Source organism: Pseudomonas salmasensis, from assembly GCF_014268375.2.
Classification (GTDB): Bacteria; Pseudomonadota; Gammaproteobacteria; order Pseudomonadales; family Pseudomonadaceae; genus Aquipseudomonas; species Aquipseudomonas salmasensis.
The window spans coordinates 6,170,574-6,193,794 of the sequence record NZ_CP077083.1; the positions used below are offsets into that span (position 1 = coordinate 6,170,574).

Below are 23,221 nucleotides of genomic sequence, written 5' to 3' on the forward strand. Positions count from 1 at the left end.
GCCTTCGCGAGCAAGCCCGCACACAGTTGGACCGTGGGGTGTCAGGTAGTAGGCGTTGCCAGGCAGGCCGCCATCGCAGGCAAGCCACACATATCGACGCTGTTCATCACAGGGTATAGGCGATGCCCACCTGCACGGTGCGCGGTGCACCGGGGTAGGCGTAGATATTGCCGAACGCGCCTTCTTCATACTCGCGGTTGAACAGGTTTTTCACATCCAGGTTCAGACGCACCTGCTCATTGACCTTGTAGTAGCCGAGCAAGTCGACCACGGTATAAGCGTCCATGGAGAATGCCGTGTTAGCAGTCTGGCCGGCGCGCTGGTCGACGTACTTGCCGCCGGCGCCCAGGCCCAGGCCTTTGAGCGCGCCGTCCTGGAACTCATAGACGTTGAGCAGGCTGAAGCTGTTGCGCGGGATGTTCATCAAGCGAGTGCCAGAGCGCAAAGTGTTATCACGGGTGACTTCGGCATCTACGTAGGCGTAACCGCCGATCACACGCCATTCGGGCGTGAGGTTGCCTGCCACGTTCAGGTCAAATCCACGACTGCGCACCTGGCCAGCCGCGACACTGAAGGTATTGTCCACGGGGTCGGTGGTCAGCACGTTCTTCTTCTCGATCTGATAGATCGCCGCATCAACGCTCAACTGCCGGTCCAGCGCCTCCCACTTGATGCCCATCTCGTAGGACTTGCCCTTCTCCGGCGCAAAACCACCGCCTTCACGGCTAGCGCCGGTGTTGGGTTTGAACGAACGCGCGGCATCGGCATACACCGCGACGGTGTCGGTGAGGTCGTAGATCACACCCACACGCGGGGTGACGGCGTTGTCGGCGGCCTGCCAGCTTTTACCTACATAGTTCTGGTAATCATGCTCGAAACGCTCAAAGCGCGCACCGGCCAGCACTTTCAAACGCTCAGTGAGGGCAACCTGGTCCTGCACGAAAGCGGCGTAGGTCTTGAGGTTCTCTTTATCGTGGGTCGGCGTACGGGTCAGCGCTGGACGGGTTTGACCGTACACCGGGTCAAAAATGTCGATGGGGTAGGTGCCCGCAGTGGCGCTGGAACGCTGGATGATCGATTTGTAGTCGTAATCCTCGTACTCGATACCGGTGAGCAGCGTGTGATCGAAGCCGCCAGTGGAGAAGTGCCCGGTCAGGTTGAGCTGATAGTCCTTGTCGGTCCATTCCAGCTTGCGGTAGTTGAAGTTGCGTTGCAGCGTGCGGCCATCGGCGCCCAGGCTACCCGGCCCGTTGGCTTCGATGGCATTGCCTTTCAAACTGCCGTCCAACCATTGGAAACCACCGCCCAGGGTCCAGTTGTCGCTCAGCGCATGCTCAAAACGCAGTTGCGCCATGTTGTTGTCGTTATGCAGCTTGCCAGCGTCCTTGTCGCCCCAGAACGTATCACGCGAGGGCGTGCCGCGCTGGTTGGGAAAGCGCGTCAGGCCACGGTCCAGCGGGTGGTTGTTGCGCATGAAATCGCCTTCGAAGGTCACCTTGGTGTCATCGGTGGCCTGCCAGCTGATCACCGGCGTCACGCCGTAGCGTTCCGTCTCGACGTGATCGCGGAAGGTGTCGCCGCCCTCGCCCACCACGTTCAGGCGATAGGCCAGGCGGCCTTCCTCGTCCAGCGGGCCGGAGGCATCCAGGGTGCCGCGCTTCATGCCCTGGTCATTGAGCTGGCTGCCCAGGGTGACGGTGCGTTCGGCCAGCGGTTGCTTGGACACCACGTTGAAGGTGCCGCCCGGGTCGCCACGGCCGTAGAGCATGGTCGCGGGGCCGCGCAGCACTTCAAGACGCTCGATGGTGTTGGCGTCCGGCATGTTCGGGTAACCGCGGTTGATCGGGAAACCGTTACGGTAGAACTCACCGGTGGTGAAGCCGCGCACGGTAAAGGTAGTCAGGCCCTGCCCGCCGAAATTGTTGGCACGGCCCACGCCGCCCGCGTAGTCGAGGGCATCCTGCAGGCGCGTTGCACCGAGGTCTTCGACCACATCCTTGGACACCACGCTGATGGACTGCGGGGTTTCATGAATGGCGGTGTCGGTGCGCGTCGCACTGGCTGAGCGTGTGGCGTGGTAGCCCTGCACCGGGCCTTGGGCCGACTCAAGGTCGGCGGTGGCGGTCACATTGGTCGCTTGCAGCTCGATACTGGCATTCTCGGCAGGCGCCTGCTCTGCCCACGCGAAGGGGGAAAACGCCTGGAGCACACAGAGGGAAATCAGGGTACGACGCATGGGTGTAGAACCTAGTGAATGAGCCAGATGGGGCGGCAAACCTGCCAAGAATTCGCCGCGCATCATATATCAGCGCATTCTCGTTTGATATCGGTTCTCATTTGTTATTTTTCACTGCGTAGGTCGCAAAAAAATCGCGGGCGAAAAAAAGCCACTCAATCGAGTGGCTTATGCAACGCGCAGGCGTACCTCAGCGATAGCGTTCCAGCCAATGCGCGTAAGGTGCCGGCAAGGTCCAGGAGGACTTGTCCACGCCCAGTTCCTTGGCGGCAAAGTAGGCCCAATGTGGGTCGGCCAGATGCGCGCGCCCCACCGAAACCAGGTCCAGGTGCCCGGCCTGCAACGCGCCTTGCGCCAGTTGCGGCGTGCCGAAGCCCCAGGCCGAGGTCACCGGAATACCGGCTTCACGGCGTACACGCTCAGCAATCGGGCCCATGAAGGCCGGGCCCCACGGAATATTGGTGTCAGGAATGGTAAAGCCGACACTGACGCTCAGCAGGTCCAGGCCACCGTCCTTGAAACGGCGCGCCAGTTCAATCGACTCGGTGAGGGTCTGCTCATCACGGCCGTCGTATTCGATCACACCGAACCGAGCGGTGAGCGGCAGGTTTTCAGGCCAGACTTCACGCACTGCAGCCAGGGTTTCCAAAAGGAAGCGGCTGCGGTTGTCGAAGCTGCCACCGTAGGCATCGGTACGCTGGTTGGAGTGTTCGGAGAAAAAGCTCTGGCCCAAGTAGCCGTGGGCGAAGTGCAGTTCGATCCATTCAAAGCCGGCATCGCGAGCGCGGCGGGCCGCATCGACGAAGTCCTGCTGTACGCGGGCGATGTCTTCCAGGGTCATGGCACGGGGTACGTTGGGCAGGTTGGCACCGAACGCGATAGCAGACGGGGCGATGGTTTCCCAGCCACGGGCATCAGAAGCCGGGATGTGGTCATCACCTTCCCAGGGGCGATTGGCGCTGGCTTTGCGGCCGGCGTGGGCAATCTGGATGCCCGGCACCGAACCTGCGGCCTTGATTGCCTTGACCATCGGCACGAATGCCTGGGCGTGGGCGTCGCTCCAGATGCCGGCGCAGCCTGGGGTGATGCGCCCTTCAGGGGCGACCGCAGTGGCTTCGACCACCAGCAGGCCGGCACCACCACGGGCCATGCCAGCCAGGTGCACGTGGTGCCAGTCGTTGACCATGCCGTCGTCGGCCATGTATTGGCACATCGGTGGGATAGCAATGCGATTGCGCAAGGTCACATCTTTGAGTTTGAACGGTTCGAACAAGGCCGACATTGGGAACTCCAGGAAGGGGTGAGTGATTCGATAGTTCGATGGTAATCGAACTATGGTATTGAACGCTACCCCCCTGTTATGATCCGCCCCATGCGAGCCTTCAAACACCCAACCCCGCAAGAATTGACGCTTGAGCGTGTGCTGTACGCCTTGAGCGACCCCGTACGCCTGGACATCGTGCGCTACCTGGCCAACGTGCCAGAGGCCACCTGTGGCGAACTGGACGGAGGGCGGCCCAAGTCCAGCATGTCTCATCACTTCAGGGTATTGCGCGATGCGGGCCTTGTGCACACGCGCAATGTGGGCACCACCCATATGAACTCGTTGCGCCGTGACGAGCTGGAAAGCCGCTTCCCTGGGTTGCTGGCCAGTGTGTTGTCACAGCACTAACCCGACGCTGGGCCTGTGGCGAGGGCGCTTGCTCCCGTGACGGCCTGCCACCCCGCGATCCAAACTGTGGGAGCTGGCTTGCCTGCGATGGCGGCCTGGCAGTCAACACGGTTGGATTGTGTGCATATCCATTGCTGCGGTAACGGCCACTTAGGGTTCCGCCCTGACGGCGGCTCACTTTGGAAAAGAGCCCCAAAGTAACCAAAGGGCTCTTGCCCCACCACTCGGCACCTCGCCCAGGCTCGGTGTGCCCGTAATCCGCCAGGGATTTGGGGGGCCGCCGCCACGCGCCATCCATGGCGCGGGGCGGCTAAACCGGCATCCCTGCCGGTTTACCCCCCAAATCCCTGTCGAATTCCGGCCAGCGTGGTTTAACGGGGCGCTTAAGATCAAGATCAAAAGCAGATCAAGAGCGGCTCGCTTCGCATCGTGGTTAGCGTTGGCTGCTACAACTTGGAAAGTTGTATAGATACCTATGCGCTAGACGGCAAGCCTCAGGACAAGATCGCCTTTAACAGCGCGCCGTCCAGGTGCACACAGTCTTTGCCATTGCGCTTGGCGCCGTACAGGTTCTTGTCTGCCATCTTGAGCACGGCCGACAACTCGTCGCCCGGCGAAAAACGCGCCATCCCTGCACTGCAGGTGTAATGGTGGGGCGCGGGCACACTGCTGCGGATCGCCTGCAACAAGTCCAGGGCGTAATCACAGGCCACCTCCACATCGTCGCCCTGCAATAACACGCCGAACTCCTCCCCGCCGATCCGCCCGAAGCTGTGGCTGCCTTTGGCGTTTTTCAGGCACAGGGCCATGGCGCGCAGGATTTTGTCCCCGACGTCGTGGCCATACAGGTCGTTTTTTTCTTTGAAACTGTCGATATCCAACATGATGAAGTAGCCGCCCTGCTCCCCGGCCAGCAACTTTTCGAAGCTCTGCATAAAGGCACGACGGTTGAGGATGGAGGTCAGGTAGTCGGTCTCGGCCAAGGCGCGAAACTCGCTTTCCACCAGCAATACCGAACGCAGGTTCTTCAAGTAGGAGTAACTCAAGATAAACCCGATCGACACCGACGCCGCGCAGAACAGCAGCAAATACACCTCGGTGCCCGCGTAAATATCCGCCTGCATGGGCGGCCACAGGATCAACCAGATCAATAGCGCATCGGCCAGATAATCCTGGACACTGATAAACAAGATCGCACTGCCCACCACCAGGGTCACGGCCAGCGGCAAGCCGTAGATACGCAACTCTTCGTTCAAATGAATCAGATAAGCGAAGCCGACGGACAACAACACCATATAGGTGACCCCCAGCACTCGCCAGAGCAGAAAGTTCGTGGTGGTGGCATGTACCCGGCAAACAATCAGCAGGCCGACCGTGACGGTCAACATATAAAGGTCCAACTTCAAGGCCGGCGGAATCAGGAGCATGCCGACCCAGGCAATAATCCCTACCCATTCGGCTTGGACCACCGCAGGTGACAACAAACTGCGCATTCTGGGCCGCAACTTCAAGTTAGCAGGCATCCTTACGCTCCCATCTCAATAGCATGCAGGCCCATCGCAAATGAAAAGGCCATGAACCGCTTTACCAGGCTGGCAAAGGGTGGCAGAACTTCCAGCTGGGTTTTGGAGTGGGCTTTGAAATAACCCTTTTCAACCCCCTCCTGCACCATACGGATAATGTGGGTCTTGGACACGGAAAGTTGCTTGGCCAAGGCCAGGTAGGAAGACGACCGGAAGGTGGCGCGGTCGTTCTCAGGGGCAAAGGCGTCGTTGTAGATCGCCAGCATCAACAGATGGCCGGCGTCGCGCTTGACCAGCCAATAACATTCGGGCAGCAAGACATCCACCGTCAGTTCGGCCGCGAGGATCATGGCAAAACCCTTGAAGTAGAGCGCCAGGAACTCGCGGTCATCCAGGTCGCGCATCTGCCGGAACACTTCCCTCTCGGGGTAGAGCAGGGCCAACGACTCAGTGAGAGCGGTGAGCATCAACCGCGCTTCGCGGCAGGCTTCATCCGAGGGTGCATACACCCTGAAGCGACTGTCTTCGGGGTGCGGCGCAACCTCCATGAAGCCCAGGGCCTGGAACAGCAAAAAGATCGATTCCAGGCTGTTTTTCGAACAATACTTGCGCGTTACGCACAAGGCTTTAACTTCTGCCAACAACGGCAGCGGTGTGGAAAAGTATTGGCTCAATAATGCAAACGACACCATCAAGCGGCTGTATTTAAGGGCACTCTTGTAGAAAAACGGTCGTCTCGAATAGGGCACGAGCAGCACGTGGTAATGCGCTCTCATGCACGATTCAAAATCCTTATGACGTTCGAGCGCTTGCGCGGTATTACACATAGCCAACTTCAACGAACTGACACGCATGAAAGAGCCCTGATCATCCAACTTGATGCCACTGATCTCAGCTACGAAATCCCTGCAGCCCGGCTCCAAAACAAATCACTTCAATAATCCTGCCATTAATGGCTTTTCGCCTCGAACGCAATGTACAGCGATTGCCGGACAAGACGTCATCAGTACCAAAGTTGTTCCACAGTCAAATGCCCGTGGCACACAGTTGCGCGCAACCTTTGGTTACATTCACTCCGCCTGGCGGTTAGAGGACTAATCGATTCAGCACGCTGCGAACCTTCCCCTCTCAGCGACGTCGTAACAGGGAATTGTTGCCAACCGCCCGCCGCGAGGTTCTCGTTTGAAAGCTGCCCTACTGAAGAAATACCGCTTGATCATCAAGACCATGGGCTATGTGGGCTGGGCGTTGTTCTGGCTGTTGTTGTGGGATGTGGCAGTGACAGTGGACTTCATGCTGTTTCTCACCGCCAAGATCAATTTGCCGCTGATGCCCCTGACCTTGCTCGGTTCGGCGCTGGTGGTGCTGATCAGTTTTCGCAACAGCAGCGCCTACAACCGCTGGTGGGAAGCACGCACGCTGTGGGGCGCGATGGTCAACAACTCGCGCAGTTTTGCCCGGCAAGTGTTGACCCTGCTCGATGACGCCCCTGGTGAGGTGAACCCGGTGAAGTCGACGCTGTTGCGCCGTCACGTGGCTTACGTCAATTGCCTGGCTGCGCACCTCAAGGGCCAGCCGTGCCCCGAGGAAGTGCGAGCCTTTATCCCCGCCGAAGAATTTGCCCGCAACGGCGCCACCAATAACTTCGCTAACGACATCCTCACCGGCTCGGCCTCGTTGCTGGCGCGCGAATACCAGGCCGGGCGCCTGGACAGCATTCGCCTGGCGCGGTTGGAGTCGACCCTGGTAGACCTCTCCAACGCCCAGGGCGGCATGGAGCGGATTGCCAACACGCCACTGCCCTACCCTTACGTGTATTTCCCACGGCTGTTCATTTCGTTGTTCTGCCTGATCGTGCCGGTGGGCCTGGTGGAATCCCTCGGTTGGTTCACGCCGCTGGCCTCCACCGTCGTGGGCTTCATGCTGCTGGCCATCGAACGCATCGGCACCGACCTGCAAAGCCCGTTCAATTCCAGCGAACACCAGATCCAGATGGAAAGCATCTGCGAGACCATCGAGAAGAACCTGCAGTCGATGCGCCGCGATGCCCTGGTCGGTGACCCGATCGCCTGATTGCCCTTGCTCAAGTGCCAGTGCCCTCGGCCGATATACCGAGGGTACGCATGGCCTCGCCTCTCACAAAAACGCCTGCGACACGCAGCACCAAATTTTTCTCCCCTTGCCAAAACTATAAATACCCGCGGGTGAAGTCATGAATATCAAGCAGAAGCTGACATGGGCGTTTGCGGCCATCGCGTGCGTGCCGGTCATCCTGGTCGCCATTATCGTGGTGCTGAATCTGCGCGAGGGTGCGCTGGCCAACTTCCTCGACAGCAGCGGCCGCGAGATCCGCCAGATCGACAATGGCATGCAGCAGTTTTTCGACGGCATCAGCCAGAATGTCGACTTCGTCGCCAAGGACCCGCGCGTGATCGCGGCCAAGAACCTCAAGAGCTACGCCGGCGCCGATGCCGCGCAAATTCCGCTGACGCCGACCAACATAGAACTGCTGGCGATTTTCGATCAGTTCGCCAAAAGCCACCCCAGCACCGCCTACCTGTCCCTGGGCCTGAGCGATGGCGGCTACGCCAGTTGGCCGGACGACACCAAACTGACCCAATACGACCCGCGCACCCGCCCCTGGTACCAGGCCGCCATCGCAGCGCCAGGCAAGACCGTGCGCACAGGCGCTTACTACTGGGCGCCGGACGATGTGGTGCTGATCGGCACCGTGCGCACCGTCGCGGATGCCACGGGCAATGTCCTTGGGGTGGTTGGCCTGGACGTGTCGCTCAAGCAGCTCACCGAGCTGGTGCGCACCATCAAGCTGGGCGACAGCGGCTACCTGATGCTGGTGGAAGCCGACGGCAACGTGCTGGTGGACCCCAGCGATGCCACGCACAACTTCAAGCCCCTGGCAGGCCTGGGCGCGAACTACGCCGAACTGGCCAAGCACGGCGATGGGGTGACCGAGGTGAGCATCGACGGTGTGGCCTATATGGCTAACGTGGTCAGTTCCAAAGACCTGGGCTGGCGCTTTATCGGCCTGATCAAGCGGGACGAAGTGATGGCCGGTGCCACCCGCCTGACGTGGTTGATCGCAGCGATTGCCGCCGTACTGGCCGTGGTGTTCGCCATCGTCGGCGCCAGTTTTGCCCGTGTGATCGTGCGCCCGATTCGCGGCGTGGCCGACGGCCTGCAGGAAATCGCCGAAGGTGAAGGCGACCTCACGCGCCAGCTCAAGGTGCAAGGCAAGGACGAAACCGCGAGCCTCGCCGGCTGGTTCAACCAGTTCCTGAGCATGATCGCGCAACTGGTGCAGCGCATCGGCAACGCCTCCTCAGACCTGCAAACCGCCGCCGCCGACACCAGCGCCGTGGCCAACAATATGAACCAGGCCGCCGGCCGCCAGCGCGAAGCCGTGGAACTGGTGAGCACCGCGTTCAACGAGATGGTTGCCACCGCCAACGAAGTCGCGCGTTCATGCAGCGCCGCCGCCACGAGTGCCGATGAAGGCTATCGCGACGTGCACACCGGCCAGCAGCACATCGGCGAAGCTACCGGCAGCGTGCTCAAGCTCAGCGAAGACCTGCAAAAATCCACACAGACCATGCAGTTGCTCGAGCAAGACAGCCAGAACATCAACACCATCCTCGACACCATCCGTTCGATTGCCGAACAGACCAACCTGCTGGCGCTCAACGCCGCAATCGAAGCCGCCCGCGCTGGCGACCAGGGCCGCGGCTTTGCGGTAGTGGCCGATGAAGTGCGAGCACTGGCGCGTCGCACTGCCGACGCCACCGGCGAAATCGACAGCCTGCTGGGCAACCTCGCCCGCCGCACCCAGGAAGTCACCCAGCAGATGCAAGGCAGCTTGCTGGTGTCCAACACCAGCGTTGCGCGCATCCAGCAGGCCCGTGACAGCTTCGACAAGATCCGGGGTTCGGTGGACTCGATTCGCGACCAGAACACCCAGATCGCCACCGCCGCCGAAGAGCAGCACCAGGTGGCCGAAGAGATCAACCGGCATATCGCGCAGATCCACGCCGACGCGCAGTTGGTGAAGGCTTTGCGCATTCGGCGCAGACCGGGTCCGGGCGGTTGACTGATATTTCCGGCCAGCTCAATGGGCTGGTGGGGCGTTTCAAGTTCTGATGCTGTGGCGAGGGAGCTTGCTCCCTCGTCACCGGGTAGCCGTTGCCTGGACCACTAATGCCGCTTCAGAAACGGCCCGCCCCATCATCGCAGTACCTGCAACAGTCTATTGCAGGACTCAAATGTACTAACCGGTTACTTATCTTGCTAAAATCGCGTCTTTGCCCTCTCTCACTCGAGTCCATTCGACATGAAACGAGCATCGCGCGCCGCTGGCGTCTCTAGATTCTTACTCCTGGGCCTGGGCGTCGTCATCGCCCTGCTCGGCCTTGCGCTGGCCGTCGGCGGCGCCAAACTGGTCAGCCTGGGAGGTTCCTGGTACTTCCTGCTGGGCGGCGTGGTCATGGCCATCTCCGGGCTGCTGATTGCCCGCTGCAAGCCTGCCGGCGCCTGGTTGTTCGCCGCGTTTCTGCTGGCTACCGCCGTGTGGGCAGTGGCCGACGTGGGCCTGGAATACTGGCCGCTGTTCTCGCGACTGTTCATGTTTGCGGTGATCGGCGTGGTGGTCGCACTGGTGTATCCGTTGCTGGCCGGCAAACCGGCGCGGGGTGCCTATGGCGTCGCCGCCGTGTTGGCGCTGGGCGTGGCGGTGGCAGCGGGCAATATGTTTGTCGCGCACCCAAGCGTTGCGCCCACCGGAGCAGGCCCGGGCGTCACCCCGGTGGCTGCGGCCGATGCGCAGAAAGATTGGGCCCACTACGGTAATACCGAAGGTGGCAGCCGTTTCGCCGCGCTGGACCAGATCAACCGTGACAACATCGACAAGCTCAAAGTCGCCTGGACCTACCACACCGGCGACGTGGCCATCAGCGACGGCAACGGTGCCGAAGACCAGCTGACGCCCCTGCAGATCGGCAACAAAGTGTTCATCTGCACCCCACACAACAACCTGATCGCGTTGGATGCCGACACCGGCAAAGAACTGTGGAAGAACGAAGTCAACGCCAAATCGGCAGTGTGGCAGCGTTGCCGGGGCATGGCGTATTTCGACGCCAGCGCGCCGATTGCCCAGCCGACCCAGCCCAACAGCTCGCCGATCCTGGCCGCCAGCGTACCTGCCGGTGCGCAGTGCCAGCGTCGCCTTTTGACCAACACCATTGATGCGCGCCTGATCGCCGTAGACGCCGACACCGGCAAGTTCTGCGAAGACTTCGGCACCCATGGCCAGGTGGACCTCAAGGCCGGCCTGGGCAATGTGCCGGACAGCTACTACCAACTCTCTTCGGCGCCGCTGATGGCCGGCACCACCGTGGTGGTCGGCGGCCGCGTGGCAGACAACGTGCAGACCGATATGCCCGGTGGCGTGATCCGTGGTTTTGACGTGATCACCGGCCAAATGCGCTGGGCCTTCGACCCAGGCAACCCTGAAGACAAGCAGGCCCCGACGGGCGATGCCACCTACGTGCGCAGCACCCCGAACAGCTGGGCGCCGATGTCTTACGACCCGCTGATGAACACGGTCTTCCTGCCGATGGGCAGCTCGTCCACCGATATCTACGGCGTGGAACGCACCCAGCTCAACCACAAATACGGCGCTTCGGTGCTGGCACTCGACGCCTCCACCGGTGCCGAGAAGTGGGTCTACCAGACGGTCCACAACGACCTCTGGGACTTCGACCTGCCAATGCAGCCAAGCCTGATCGACTTCACCCCGCCAGGCAGCGACAAGGCTGTACCGGCCGTGGTCATCGGCACCAAGGCCGGGCAGATTTACGTGCTCGACCGCGCCACCGGCAAGCCGCTGACGGACGTGCAGGAAGTGCCGGTCAAAGCCGCGAACATTCCCAACGAGCCGTATTCCCTGACCCAGCCGAAATCCGTGGGCATGCCGCAGATCGGCGCGCAAACCCTGACCGAATCGGACATGTGGGGCGCCACGCCGTATGACCAGTTGCTGTGCCGCATCGACTTCAAGGGCATGCGCTACGACGGCCTGTACACCGCGCCGGGCACCGATAAATCCCTGAGCTTCCCGGGTTCCCTGGGCGGCATGAACTGGGGCAGCATTTCCACCGACCCGGTGCACGGTTTTATCTTCGTCAATGACATGCGCCTGGGCCTGTGGATCCAGATGGTGCCGTCGCAGAACAAAGCCCAGGCCTCTTCCGGTGGTGAAGCGCTGAACACCGGCATGGGCGCCGTGCCGCTCAAGGGCACGCCGTATGCGGTGAACAAAAACCGCTTCCTGTCGGTGGCCGGCATTCCGTGCCAGGCGCCGCCGTTCGGCACCTTGACCGCCATCGACATGAAGACGCAAAAGGTCGCCTGGCAAGTACCGGTGGGTACCGTTGAAGACACCGGCCCCCTGGGTATCCGCATGCACCTGCCCATCAAGGTAGGCCTGCCGACCCTCGGCGGTACGCTGTCCACCCAAGGCGGCCTGATCTTTATCGCTGGCACCCAGGACTTCTACCTGCGCGCCTTCAACAGCGGCAATGGCGATGAAATCTGGAAAGCCCGCCTGCCCGTCGGCAGCCAGGGTGGGCCGATGACCTACGTGTCGCCCAAAACCGGCAAGCAATACATCGTCATCACCGCCGGCGGCGCACGCCAATCCACCGACCGCGGCGACTACGTGATCGCCTACGCCTTGCCGTAACCACCCTCTGTGCGCGCGGTGCCCAGGCGCCGCGCTTTGTGTTTGGAAAATTCCCCCATGACCCCTACTCCTCATACCGCCTGGCGCCTGGCGCTGGGCCTGGCCTTTGCGGCCGCCCTGCCTGTTCAAGCCGACGACACCACCCTGACCGGCGACTGGGGCGGCCTGCGCCGCGAACTCGACGCGCAAGGTGTGCGCTTTACCGGTGACTACAGCGGCGAGACCGCCTACAACGCCCACGGCGGCCAGCACCGTTCGGCGCGCTATTCGCAAAATATCAAGCTCGGCGTGCAGTTCGACCTGGGCAAGCTCTACGGTTTCACCAACGGCGACCGCATCCAGCTGACCCTCAACGACCGACGCGGCAACAGCGCCTCCGAGGACCTGGTGGGCAACCGCCTGCCGATCCAGGAAAACTACGGCGGCCTCTACACGCGCCTCACCGAGCTGAGTTACGAGCGCACGCTGTTCACGCCGGCGCTGAACCTCAAGCTCGGCTATATGGCCATGGGCAATGACCTCGGCGGCCTGGACAGCGGCATCCTGTGCAACTTCATGAACGCCGGGTTCTGCGGGCATCCGCTGAACATGTCCGGTGGCAGCGGCTGGGCCAACTACCCGAACGCGCACCTGGGTGCCCGGGTGAAATACGACTTTTCGCCCAACTGGCAACTGCGCGTGGCGGCGTTCAATGTCGACCCGTCCAGCAACGGCAACGCCAGCCGCGCCTGGCACCTGAGCCCCAAGCACACCACCGGCACCGTGGTGCCCATCGAGCTGATCTACAAGCATGCGGGCGCACTGCCGGGTGAATACAAGCTCGGGTATTACTACGACAGTTCCGATGTAAAACGCATTGGCAGCAACAAGAGCGTCAGCGGGCGTGGCGGTCACTACCTCTTGATCGACCAGGCGGTGTGGGCTTCCCCATCATCCCAAGGCCGCAGCCTGCACGCCTTCGGCCAGTACTCCGCCGCCAGCCAAGCGGCCTCGCCGTTCACCAAGTGGTATGGCGCGGGCGTGGTGCTGTACAAGCCGTTCGAAGGTCGCCCGCGCGATACCGTCGCCCTGGGCTATGGCCGTGCGGTGCCAAACCCGCGCAGCCGTGATGTACAGGAGCTCGCAGCGTTCAACGCCGGCACGGCCTACCCCGACCTGGACACGGCTGAACAGTTGATCGAACTCAGTTATGGCTACCAGGCCACGCCTTGGCTGACCTTGCGCCCGGATGTGCAATACATCATCGAGCCGGGGGCGTTTTCCGGTGAGAGCATCGACAATGCGCTGGTGCTGGGTTTGCAGGTCAAAGCGGTATTCTGACCGCCTGCCTCAACCAGCCCCCAAGGATTTGCCACGGCCACCGTTCTTCAGCATCGACGGGTTGATCCCGAACTGTTTGCGGAACGCCGTGGCAAAGTGGCTGGCGTTGGCATACCCCAGGTCCGAGGCGATGCGCATCACTGATTCATCGCCGCTCATCAAGCGGCTGCGCGCCTGGATCATGCGGGTCTGCTGGAACATGCCGTAGACGCTATTGGAGAACAGCTGGCGGAACCCGCGCGTGAGCTTGGGCTGGCTCAAGCCGGATTCACGGGCCAACTCCGACAGGCTCGGCGCCTTGCCCAGGTCTTCGAGCAAACGATCGCGAGCACGCACCAGCCGCTGACGGTCGGTGTGGCTGACCCGGCAGGTGCACTCAGCGTCCTGGCGCGCTTCCAGAAACAAGCTCACCAGCGTGACACTTTGTCCGTACAACCACAGGCTGCTGCGTGGCTGAGCCGGCGCCAGCTGGGTGCCTTGGTCCATGGCCAGGCCGAGCATATGCGCGGTGGCGCTCATTTCGCCGCTGCGATGGCCGTCGAGGAAGCAATGCTCGCAAGCCAAGGCTTTGTTCAGCAGCGGGTCGAGTTTCAACTCCCACTGGGCAAGTAACTCCGGGCGGATCATCACGGTGATGTTGTCGATTTCGCCGTGCTGGTGATAAAGGCCATGGCGGCAGCGACCAAAGCTGATATTGCCCGCGCCTTCATCAATCGCATGACGACGTTGCCGGCGCCCATCGTGAAAGCTGCACGCAGCCTTGCCCTTGAGCAGGTTGGTAAAACTGAAGTGGATGCACTCGCTGTCGTCCTGCAGCGGCAGTTCAACCGGCTGCTCGAACGTGCTTTGCCAGCGCACGATATCCAGGCCCTCCTGCAGCGTCATGCGGGTGACGCGGCAATGCGCCCCTGGGCCGAGATCGCTCCCAAACCCGCCCGTAATGATTCGCGAGACTGGCATCGGCTCCCCTGCGCCTCCTTGAACAGCTGACATCGTAAATCTCCTGGCTGACCGGATACGGCTCGAATCAGATCACATCAGGGTAGAAGCCTGCAATTGATAATTATTAGCATTTGGAGTGCGGCACGCTGTATCAAACCGCCGCTGCCCCTGCGCAACGCGCCCGATCAATCTGTTCAGTCAAGGTCTCATCATGTCTGCACGAGGCAACACGACGGCTTCCCGTCAATCTTGCTACAAATGTAATAGTATAACAATAGCAATTGCTTTGACACTGTCCCCTTCTGCCTTTGCCGCCGATGAGCTATTGCAACTGCCAGCCTCGACAGTCACCGCGCGCATGGCCCAGGAAGACCCCAAGGACGTGCCGATCAGCGTCAGCGTGATCAGCGGCGAACAGCTGCGCACCCAACGCCTCGACACCCTTGAAAGCGCCCTGCGCAACACTGCCGGCGTCAGCGTGAACTCTTCCGGCGGGCCGAATGATTTCAACGTACTGATCCGCGGCGTCGGTTCGCTGTATCAAATGTCCATGGACGACAGCTCGGTGGCGTTCAATATCGACGGCGTGCCGGTGTCGTCGCGCAGCCTGGGCTTGGGCACACTGGATGTCGATCGCATCGAAGTGCTCAAGGGCCCCCAAGGCACACTGTCCGGCGCCATCGGCCAGGCCGGCGCGGTGAATATCACCACCCGCCAACCCACCCGCGAACTGGAAGGTTATGTGCGTGGCGAAGTCGGCCAGAAAGGCCAGTTCCTCACCGAAGGCGCCATCGGCGGCCCGCTCAGTGACCGCTTCAGCGGCCGCCTGGCAGTGCGGCGTGCCGGCTACGACAGCTGGATCGACAACGACCAGACCCACCACCCCATCACCAAGCCACGCAATGAAGCCTATCGCGGCAGTCTGCTGTGGGACCTCAACGATGACACCCACGTAGTGTTCAGCGCTGAACGCCAGCAAACCGAACGCGCCACCAACTCCCTGGTGTTGCGCCCCTACGGCAGCCACCCGAGCCTGGACCTGACACCCGGCCTGTTCGACGACAACGACAAGACCACCGAGCGCTACACCCTCAAAGTCGATCACGACTTCGCCAACAGCCGCCTGACGTCCACCACGGCTACTGGCACCGCCGATTTCACCGGTTTGATCGCCTACGACAGCAAACTGATGGGCGCCCTCTATGGCACGCCCAGCGAGTTCTGGGTGGTGGACAAATCCTTCGAGCGCAACTGGAGCCAGGACGTGCACCTGGGCTCATTGCCGGACGCTAAAGTGTTCTGGGTCGCCGGCGTCGCCGCCAGCCGCAACGAACGCAGCTACGATACCCCGCGCAACACGTATGGCACGTCCGGCGCCAAGTTCCGCGACTTCACCACCACCACTTACGCAGGCTACGGCGAAGTAACCTTCCCCCTCAGCGAACGCCTGAAGCTCACCACCGGCTACCGCCACTCCTGGGACCGCAAGACCTACAACGGCCAATACTTCGCCGGCGCCAGCGCCGTGGATGACTCGCGCAGACTGACCGACCACTACGGCACCGGCCGCGCCGCCCTGAGCTATGCGATCACCCCACAGACCAACGTCTACGTGCAACTGGCCCGGGGCTATAAATCCGGCGGGTTCAATGACTATGCCTCCCAGGTCAGCGACAGCGCCCCCTACAAGGCCGCCGTCAGCAAAGCCGCTGAACTGGGCTTCAAAAGCACGACAGCAGAGGGTCGTGGCAGCCTCAATGGCGCGCTGTTCTACACCCGCGTGCACGATGACCATTTGCTCGGCTATGACGCGGCGACCTTCGCCACCAACGCCTTCAACGCCGACACCCGCACCCGCGGCGCCGAACTGGAAGGCAGCTGGCGCTTCGACCAGGGCCTGACCCTGGCCGCCAGCGCCACCTACCTCGACGCCAAAATCACCCGTGACGTGCAAGGCATCCAGGCCGGTGACGTCGCGGCCGGCAACCGCACCCCGGATGTACCACGCTGGAGCGCCAACCTCAACGCCAGTTGGAAGCACCCACTGGGCAGCTTCGCCAGCCTGGGTGAAACCACCCTCAACACCAGCCTCAACTACCACCTGGTGGGTGAGCGCGCGGCCGACCCGCAGAATCATTTCAACCTGGATAACTACGAGAAGCTCGACCTGCGGGCAGGGCTGGAGAGCAAGTTCGGGGAAGTGTATGCGTTCGCCGACAACCTGCTGAACCAGACGTACGATACCTATGGTTTCTACAGTGAGCCGGTAGCCTATGGCGGGCCATCGCGGCGGCGTACGTTAGGCGTGGGCTATACCTACCAATTCTGATCCTGTAGGAGCGAGCTTGCTCGCAAAAAACGTCAACGATAACGCGGGCACCCTGGATGAACGCGGTGCCTGTGAGTTTTTCGCGAGCAAGCTCGCTCCTACAAGAAGGCAATGTACGCCTCAGAACTCGTAGCTGTACCCCACCCCCGCCGAACGCCCCCTGCCCGGCATCCCGGTCAGCACCGCATCAGTGGAATAAGCGCCATACAAGTCATACCGCGCATCCAGCAAGTTATCGCCCCACAGATAAACTTCCGAACCACCGCTCTGCAACCCCAAGTGCACATCCAGCTTGGCGTAGCCCTTGAGGTCATAGTGATTCTGCGCATCAGCCGGGCGGTTTTTCTGCACGCGGTAGTTGAGCAAGGTGTTCAGGCGCGGCGCCGGCAAGCCCAGCAGTTCACCCAAGGGCTTTTGCCAGGCGATGCTGAAGTTGCCGCTCCACAGCGGCACATCCGGCACGCGGCTGCCTTTGGCCACATCACCGCCGGACACCCCCGGCGCATCGGAGGTGACGACCGCGTTGGTGTAGCTGATGGCGCTGCCCAGGGTCAGTTCATCGCTGACATGCCAGGTACTCGACAACTCGGCACCTTTGCTGCGGGTATCGGCATTCACCGCGCTGACCGCCAGGGACGTGAAGTCATAACCGAGCAAGTGGTCATCCTGCACGCGAGTGATGAACAACGCCCCTTCCAGGCTCAACGCACCGCCTTGGCTTTCATGCTTGAAACCGACTTCCGAGGAGTTCACCTTGGCTGCCTTGTAGGGTTGGCTGTCCTTGATCGATGTCGCGTAGTCGTTGAACCCGGCCGACTTGTAGCCCCGCGACAACACCGCGTACAGGTTGGTCTGCGGGGTCCATGCGTAGCTCAGGGCCACGCGCCCGGTGTTGTAGTCGTCCTGCAAGCGGCGGCTGTCGTTGATCAGGTTGGCGCCACTGCTGTAATCGGCGCCGTAGGTCTTGCGGTCCCAGGTGTGGCGCAGGCCGGTGGTGAGCTTCCAGTCCTCGGCAATCGGGAAGGTCACTTCGCCGTATGCGGCATAGCTGTTGGTGGTGAAATCGCGCAGTTGCCGGGCGCCATTGGTGAAGTTGTTGGAGTCAAAACTGCGCTCGGAACGGGACAGATTCACCCCGGTCACCCAGAACACATCGGCGTCGGCCAGTGAGCCCAGGCGCAGGTCCTGGCTCCAGACTCGCTCATGGGCCGAGTCTTCGATCAGGTACTCAAAAGGCTGGCCGTACAGCGCACGGGTGATATTGCGATCATAGCCCTTGATCGCGTTGAAGTCGGTGCTGGTATAGGCGCTGATCGAGGTGATCCGGGCCTGGGCCAGGTCATGGTCGAGTTCGAAGGAATAACGCTCGTTGGTCTTCTTGTTGCCATTGAACGTGCCAGGGGTGTAGTCGAGGCTGGGGCGGTTGCCGAACGGTCGCAGGATCTCCAGGCCGGCATAGTGATCGGCGCGCTGGCGCTCGGCGGTCAGCAGGCCGGTGGTGCCCGCGTCGTTGTCCCACAACAGGCTGCCGCGCAGGGCCAGGTCGCGGGGTTTGGTCAGGGGGTCGCCGTCTTGTTGGTCATCGACCCAGTTATCAAAGCCGCTGCGCCGCACGGCAAGGCGCCCGGCCAACGACTCCGTCAACGGCCCGCCCACCGCACCCTCGGTCATGAACTGGCCTTGGTTGCCCACTTCGCCACGCACGTAGCCCTCCAGCTCGCGGGTGGGTTTGCGTGTGGTGACATTGATCGCGCCCGCTTCGCTGTTACGCCCGAACAAGGTGCCTTGGGGCCCCTTGAGCACTTCCACTTGCTGCACGTCGAGGGTGGCCATCGCTGCGTTGCGCACCGACATCGGCACGCCGTCCACGTTCAGCACCACCGAGCCATCGTCCATGCTCATCTGGTTCAGTGAGCCAACCCCACGGATACGCACGTTGGCATCGTTGGCGCCGCCCCAGGAGTTCACGTCCACCCCAGGCGTGGTGCGCAAGGCGTCTTCCAGAGTGCGTAAACGCCGAGTCTCGAGGGTTTGCCCATCGAGTACCGAAAGGCCGAACGGAATGTCCTTGGCACTTTCCTGGTTCAACCGAGCGCTCACCGTCACCGGCGCCAGCTCGATGGTCTCGGCCCTGGCGGCCGGTTGCGCCTCAGCGGCATAAGCCGCACACATCTGGCTGGACAAGGCCAGTGCCATGGTTTGGGTCAGCACGTTGGCCCGCCAACCGATGGGACGGCGTAGCGGCTGGATAGACAGTTCAGGTGACATGGCAAAGCTCCAAAAGGCAGGGATGGTTCACAGTCATTGCGCAGGCCCCCAGCGCTTGAGCGCGGCGGCAATCGCAGGGTCGGAGGGCGCGCCCAGCAGGCGCTGGATCGCAGCGGGCCATCCCTGGCCGTGACGCACGTCGGCGGTCATCGCCGTGAGGTGTTCGGGGGATTGCGCCGCCACCCAGTCAAGGCTGACCAGCGCGGCATAGTGGGCGGCCCAGCCCTGTTCGCGAGCATCGGCCAGGGTGCCGACAGGCTCACCGTCATTGCCCAGGGCGCGCGTCAGGTCGTCGGCCATCAACTTGACCAGCGCGGCGCGGGCGTCAGCACCGTCGACGTCCTCCACGCACAGCAGGCCCACCGCCCCCGCCACACCCTGGCTCAGCCCCAGGTAACCGGGGACCTGACGCAGGTCGCTGGCCTCGATCAGCGATTGGCGGGCAAGCAGCTCGGCAATGTGGGCGCGACGCGTCCAGCGCCCGACGCCGACCGGCGCCACATCCCAATTCGGTGACTGGCTGAGCAATAGATGGCCGTGGCTCAAACGGCTGGCGCCCATGCCCGCAGGCCACAGGCTCAGGTGTTCGACACGGGGCCGGCTGCCCAGGCGCCGTGCTACGCAGGCACTCATCAAGTCTAGGTCTTGCTGTACTTCAACGGTGGTGTGCGCACGGCTGGGGTCTGCCTGCGTCGGTGTGACATAGGCGAAGTCCAGTGAGCCAAGGCTGCGACCGTTAAAGGCGCGGCCATCGACCTCGACCTGCCATTGCCAATCGCCGGCCGGGGCGACAGCCTCCACGGCCACCGCCGCGCCCGTCGGCAGTCGGGGCACCCGCACCGGCAGCCCGGCTTCGCTACGCTGGGCCGGCGCACGCAGTAGGCGTTCGCTGTCCAGGCCCAGGCTCGGCACCACGCGGTGCGCTTGCAGCCACACACCCTCAGGCCCGAGCCAGAACGCCTCACCTTCGGCGGGCCAGCCGTCGGCGCGCACCGTCCAGTTCAACGCCACCTGGCAACCGCTCGCCGCACAGCCGTCCAGAGGTACGCGCAGATGCTCGCTGGCCTGTTCGAACCTCACCGGCCGGCCCATCACGCTGGCGGCCATCACCTGCAGGCCCGGCGGTAACTCGGCGTCCAGCTGGGCAGCGACCACCCCCTGCAACGTCCATTGACCCGCTACCTGTCGCGCCGCCGAATCAACCTGCAGGTGCAACTGCCCGCCGGCCATCTGCCAGGCGCTCGCGCCAGGCAGCCAGCGCCGTTCCCAGTCAGCGCGTTCGGCACGTTGCGCAGCAACAGACTGGTAACCGCCCAGCTCCACCAGATGCCGCTGCAACAGCACGCCGCTGCCGAGCATGCCCACAGCGCCGAGGGCCAGCAACCCACCCGGCAAACCGAGCAATCCGTCGCGCACCTCACTCAAGCGCCGCCGCTCCGGCCCACGGGGCAACACCAGTGCCGCCACCGCCAGTAGCACCAGGCAACCGGCCAGTTTCCAGCCGCCCAAGGTGGCGAGAAACGCCAGCCAAGGCGCCCAGCCGGTCAGCAGCGACACACTCACATGCGCCGGGATCGCCATGGCATAGGGCGGGTAACTGACCAGCCCCAATTCATGGTTGAGCACCAGGAAAAACGTCAGCAGCATCGAGGTGGCATACGCCAGCCCCGAGCGACGAATCAGCGCATGCACCAGCACCGTGAGCATCGCCAACTCCATCAGCGGCGGCGCGAACACCAGCGCTTGATAGACCAGCACAAAGCCCGGCGCCAGGCTGTCGGGCGCGGCAATCGCACTGATCAGCACGCTCGCCAGGCCCGGCACCAACGCCAGAGTCAGCGTCGCCAGCAGCACGCAGGCCACCCGCCCCAACAAGCGCAACCACGCCGGGGCTGCTGTGGCCTGCAACATGGCGCCAAAACCTTCGACGTCGTCACGCCGGCACACCAGCCCAACCAACGCTGTGACGATAAACGCGATCACCAGAAACAGCGCGCTCGACAGCAATGGCAGAGTCAGATCCGCCCTGGGCACCATCGGCCCACGCGCATGCCACACCCCGTGGACAAACCCACTGAGCACACCCATCACCAGCAGCAAGCCCAGGGCCACCCAACCGATACGCCGGGCAAACACTTGGCGTACCTGCCAACGCGCCTCGCGCCACAAGGCCCGTGGCCACTGGCTGCTAACCAGCGGGCCAGGCAACGTCACGGCGTTCACCAACCGCATCGGCGGTTCTGCCAACACCGCCCCGCTACGCTTGCCCATCAAACCCTGACGTGTGGTGCGGGCCAGCACCACGGCCAGCAACAGCAGGGGCACTGCGCACCACAGCAGGCGGTTAAGCCAGAAACCCGGGGTCAGCGCCAACAGCGATTGGGATTTCTGCGCGGCACTCCAGGTTTCCACCTGGGCCTGGGCAAAGGTAAACAGCGATGGGTCCAGGCTGGCCGCCAACAGCGGGTTGATCTGCCCGCCCTTGAGCACCACCACGGCAAACATCCACAACAGCATCAACACCGTCGCCAACCCGAACGGCGCGGCCAGGCCACGGCTGCGCAACGCCAGCAGGTAATACAGCGCACCGATCCCGGTACTCACCGGCAATAACAAGGCGACCCAGGCAAATCCCAGCGCCGACCACACCGGTGCACCGATACTTGCAGCCGGCACCCAGCCGAGCCAACCCAGCACCGGGCTGACCAAAAACCCGACGATCAACGAACTGCCGAGCAAGCCGCCCACCAGCGCTGCGCCAATGAACCGCCCCCACAACAATGCCGGCAGCGACAGCGGCAAGGCCAGCAGCACCTCTTCCAACTGTGCCTTGCGGTCGCGCAGCGCCGGTTGTGCGAAGACCCAGGCCCAGGCGAAGAACAGGAAGAACATGCACCCGCACGACATCAGGTAGATCAGGCTCGGGGCATTGCGCGCGATGTCGCTGGCGCCCATTTTCTGCACGTAGTCGGCATTGGTCAGGGACATCAGCAAATAACCGGTGAGGCCCAAGAACACCAGCAACGGAATGCCGCTGCGCAGCCCAGCGCGCACTTCCACCCAGGCTTCACGCATCAACAGAGCGAAGGTATTCATGCCTCGCCCGCCTCGCCGGCCTGGGTCAGCGCCAGGTAATAGATATCTTCCAGGCGCGGCGTGTGGGGCGTAAAGCGCGGATCAGCCGGGCGCTCGCCGTGCACGATTACCCGGCTGCCAACGGGGCTGGCGGCCACATGCAAGGCAGGCGGCAGCGGTTCACCCCGGGCGAAAGAAGCCTCCCACAAGCGGCCCTGTTCGGCGCGCAGCAAATCTGCCGGGCGGCCTTCGATGACAATCCGCCCCCCGGCCAGCACCGCCAGGCGGCTGCACAGGTTCTCGACGTCTTCGACGATATGGGTCGACAACAGCACGATGGACTCGGCCGCCACATCCGCCAGCACTCGGTGAAAGCGGTTGCGCTCGGCCGGGTCGAGGCCGGCGGTGGGCTCATCGACAATCAGCAGGCGCGGCGAGCCGATCAGGGCCATGGCGATGCCGAAGCGGCGCAACATGCCCCCCGAGTAAGTGGCGAGGGCGCGGTGCGCAGCTTCCTGCAGGTTGACCTTGGCCAGCAGACCCTCGACTTCCTCACGGCGCTGGCGGTTGTCGGTGCGCCCCTTGAGCCAGGCGAACCGCTCAAGCAAATCCCGCGCGCTCACCCCCGGGTACGCCCCCAACTGCTGCGGCAGGTAACCCAAGCGGCGGCGCAACTGCCCGGGCTCGGCGAGCACATCCAGCCCGTCCAGTTCGATGCTGCCGGCGTCCGGTTGCTGCAAGGTTGCCAGGGTGCGCATCAGGCTGCTTTTGCCCGCGCCATTGGGGCCGAGCAAACCGTACATGCCAGGGCCCACATTCAGGTCCACGCCACACAACGCTTGGACGCCATTGTTGTAGCGCTTGCGCAGGCCGCGCACTTGTAAACCTGAATCGACTGACATCCACACCTCCATCAAGGGACTAGCCCTGCAAAAGGGCGGCGAGCGACGGTAGTCAAGGGCGGTGGCGCGACGCTACCCGATTCAAGTCATTTTCCAACCGTATCCCGCGCGGTGATCAAAGCCATGGCCCGCCCCCGCGCCGCTGTCACCCGCGCCAGGCAAACGGATACGGGGCAAAAACGATTCGATGCGGGTAGTCC

At 62.7% G+C, this 23,221-nt stretch carries 13 protein-coding genes and 2 pseudogenes; 7 read left to right on the forward strand and 8 right to left on the reverse strand.

The window, feature by feature from the left end:
* Positions 1 to 106: 106 nt before the first annotated feature.
* Both HU731_RS27720 and HU731_RS27725 read right to left on the reverse strand, forming a co-directional pair.
* On the reverse strand, positions 107 to 2,236 hold the full coding sequence (locus HU731_RS27720; protein ID WP_186609578.1) for a TonB-dependent siderophore receptor: 2,130 nt from the start codon (positions 2,234 to 2,236) through the stop codon (positions 107 to 109).
* Between the two features lie 190 nt (positions 2,237 to 2,426).
* Positions 2,427 to 3,518, reverse strand: coding sequence for an NADH:flavin oxidoreductase/NADH oxidase (locus HU731_RS27725; protein ID WP_138763184.1), 1,092 nt, complete (start codon positions 3,516 to 3,518; stop codon positions 2,427 to 2,429).
* Positions 3,519 to 3,608: 90 nt separating this feature from the next.
* Here HU731_RS27725 and HU731_RS27730 point away from each other — a divergent pair, with 90 nt between their 5' ends.
* Entirely contained in the window at positions 3,609 to 3,908 is a 300-nt protein-coding gene (locus HU731_RS27730; protein WP_003190545.1) for an ArsR/SmtB family transcription factor, read from the forward strand.
* Positions 3,909 to 4,402: 494 nt separating this feature from the next.
* Here the strand turns inward: HU731_RS27730 and HU731_RS27735 are convergent, their stop codons facing one another.
* Positions 4,403 to 5,431, reverse strand: coding sequence for a GGDEF domain-containing protein (locus HU731_RS27735; RefSeq protein WP_186609116.1), 1,029 nt, complete (start codon positions 5,429 to 5,431; stop codon positions 4,403 to 4,405).
* Between the two features lie 2 nt (positions 5,432 to 5,433).
* Positions 5,434 to 6,285 carry a hypothetical protein gene (locus HU731_RS27740; protein ID WP_186609117.1) on the reverse strand — a complete coding sequence of 284 codons (852 nt, stop codon included), beginning with the start codon at positions 6,283 to 6,285 and terminating at the stop codon, positions 5,434 to 5,436.
* A gap of 328 nt (positions 6,286 to 6,613) precedes the next feature.
* Between HU731_RS27740 and HU731_RS27745 the strand changes: the two genes are divergently transcribed.
* The 5 genes and pseudogenes from HU731_RS27745 (at position 6,614) to HU731_RS27760 (ending at position 13,505) form a co-directional block, all read left to right on the forward strand.
* Positions 6,614 to 7,504: a bestrophin family protein gene (locus HU731_RS27745; RefSeq protein WP_003190542.1), complete on the forward strand. Its 891-nt coding sequence runs from the start codon at positions 6,614 to 6,616 to the stop codon at positions 7,502 to 7,504.
* Positions 7,505 to 7,799: 295 nt separating this feature from the next.
* Positions 7,800 to 8,675 (forward strand): annotated as a pseudogene (locus HU731_RS29070) (cache domain-containing protein); the annotation flags it as partial.
* A 375-nt stretch (positions 8,676 to 9,050) separates the two neighbouring features.
* Positions 9,051 to 9,536 (forward strand): annotated as a pseudogene (locus HU731_RS29075) (methyl-accepting chemotaxis protein); the annotation flags it as partial.
* A gap of 240 nt (positions 9,537 to 9,776) precedes the next feature.
* Positions 9,777 to 12,185, forward strand: coding sequence for a glucose/quinate/shikimate family membrane-bound PQQ-dependent dehydrogenase (locus HU731_RS27755; protein WP_186609119.1), 2,409 nt, complete (start codon positions 9,777 to 9,779; stop codon positions 12,183 to 12,185).
* Between the two features lie 57 nt (positions 12,186 to 12,242).
* Positions 12,243 to 13,505, forward strand: coding sequence for a carbohydrate porin (locus HU731_RS27760; RefSeq protein WP_186609121.1), 1,263 nt, complete (start codon positions 12,243 to 12,245; stop codon positions 13,503 to 13,505).
* Between the two features lie 9 nt (positions 13,506 to 13,514).
* Here the strand turns inward: HU731_RS27760 and HU731_RS27765 are convergent, their stop codons facing one another.
* Positions 13,515 to 14,465 carry a helix-turn-helix domain-containing protein gene (locus HU731_RS27765; RefSeq protein ID WP_186609122.1) on the reverse strand — a complete coding sequence of 317 codons (951 nt, stop codon included), beginning with the start codon at positions 14,463 to 14,465 and terminating at the stop codon, positions 13,515 to 13,517.
* A gap of 268 nt (positions 14,466 to 14,733) precedes the next feature.
* On the opposite strand from HU731_RS27765, the gene HU731_RS27770 reads away from it, so the two are divergent.
* Positions 14,734 to 16,776 carry a TonB-dependent receptor gene (locus HU731_RS27770; RefSeq protein ID WP_189661292.1) on the forward strand — a complete coding sequence of 681 codons (2,043 nt, stop codon included), beginning with the start codon at positions 14,734 to 14,736 and terminating at the stop codon, positions 16,774 to 16,776.
* 120 nt (positions 16,777 to 16,896) lie between these two features.
* On the opposite strand, the gene HU731_RS27775 is transcribed toward HU731_RS27770, so the two are convergent.
* The 3 genes from HU731_RS27775 to HU731_RS27785 are packed head-to-tail and all read right to left on the reverse strand — an operon-like array spanning position 16,897 to position 23,021.
* Complete coding sequence (locus HU731_RS27775) at positions 16,897 to 19,044, reverse strand: TonB-dependent receptor (protein ID WP_186609123.1); 2,148 nt, start codon at positions 19,042 to 19,044, stop codon at positions 16,897 to 16,899.
* A gap of 33 nt (positions 19,045 to 19,077) precedes the next feature.
* Positions 19,078 to 22,140, reverse strand: a complete 3,063-nt coding sequence (locus HU731_RS27780; RefSeq protein ID WP_186609124.1) for a hypothetical protein — start codon at positions 22,138 to 22,140, stop codon at positions 19,078 to 19,080.
* On the reverse strand, positions 22,137 to 23,021 hold the full coding sequence (locus tag HU731_RS27785) for an ABC transporter ATP-binding protein (protein ID WP_186609125.1): 885 nt from the start codon (positions 23,019 to 23,021) through the stop codon (positions 22,137 to 22,139). The genes HU731_RS27780 and HU731_RS27785 overlap by 4 nt, the downstream gene beginning before the upstream one ends.
* Positions 23,022 to 23,221: the final 200 nt, after the last annotated feature.

Bases quoted from the DNA above. Each gene is read 5' to 3' on its own strand.
- HU731_RS27720 (WP_186609578.1), bottom strand. From the start codon at position 2,236: ATGCGTCGTACCCTGATTTCCCTCTGTGTGCTCCAGGCGTTTTCCCCC.
- HU731_RS27725 (WP_138763184.1), bottom strand. From the start codon at position 3,518: ATGTCGGCCTTGTTCGAACCGTTCAAACTCAAAGATGTGACCTTGCGC.
- HU731_RS27730 (WP_003190545.1), top strand. From the start codon at position 3,609: ATGCGAGCCTTCAAACACCCAACCCCGCAAGAATTGACGCTTGAGCGT.
- HU731_RS27735 (WP_186609116.1), bottom strand. From the start codon at position 5,431: ATGCCTGCTAACTTGAAGTTGCGGCCCAGAATGCGCAGTTTGTTGTCA.
- HU731_RS27740 (WP_186609117.1), bottom strand. From the start codon at position 6,285: ATGCGTGTCAGTTCGTTGAAGTTGGCTATGTGTAATACCGCGCAAGCG.
- HU731_RS27755 (WP_186609119.1), top strand. From the start codon at position 9,777: ATGAAACGAGCATCGCGCGCCGCTGGCGTCTCTAGATTCTTACTCCTG.
- HU731_RS27760 (WP_186609121.1), top strand. From the start codon at position 12,243: ATGACCCCTACTCCTCATACCGCCTGGCGCCTGGCGCTGGGCCTGGCC.
- HU731_RS27765 (WP_186609122.1), bottom strand. From the start codon at position 14,465: ATGCCAGTCTCGCGAATCATTACGGGCGGGTTTGGGAGCGATCTCGGC.
- HU731_RS27775 (WP_186609123.1), bottom strand. From the start codon at position 19,044: ATGTCACCTGAACTGTCTATCCAGCCGCTACGCCGTCCCATCGGTTGG.
- HU731_RS27780 (WP_186609124.1), bottom strand. From the start codon at position 22,140: ATGAATACCTTCGCTCTGTTGATGCGTGAAGCCTGGGTGGAAGTGCGC.
- HU731_RS27785 (WP_186609125.1), bottom strand. From the start codon at position 23,021: ATGTCAGTCGATTCAGGTTTACAAGTGCGCGGCCTGCGCAAGCGCTAC.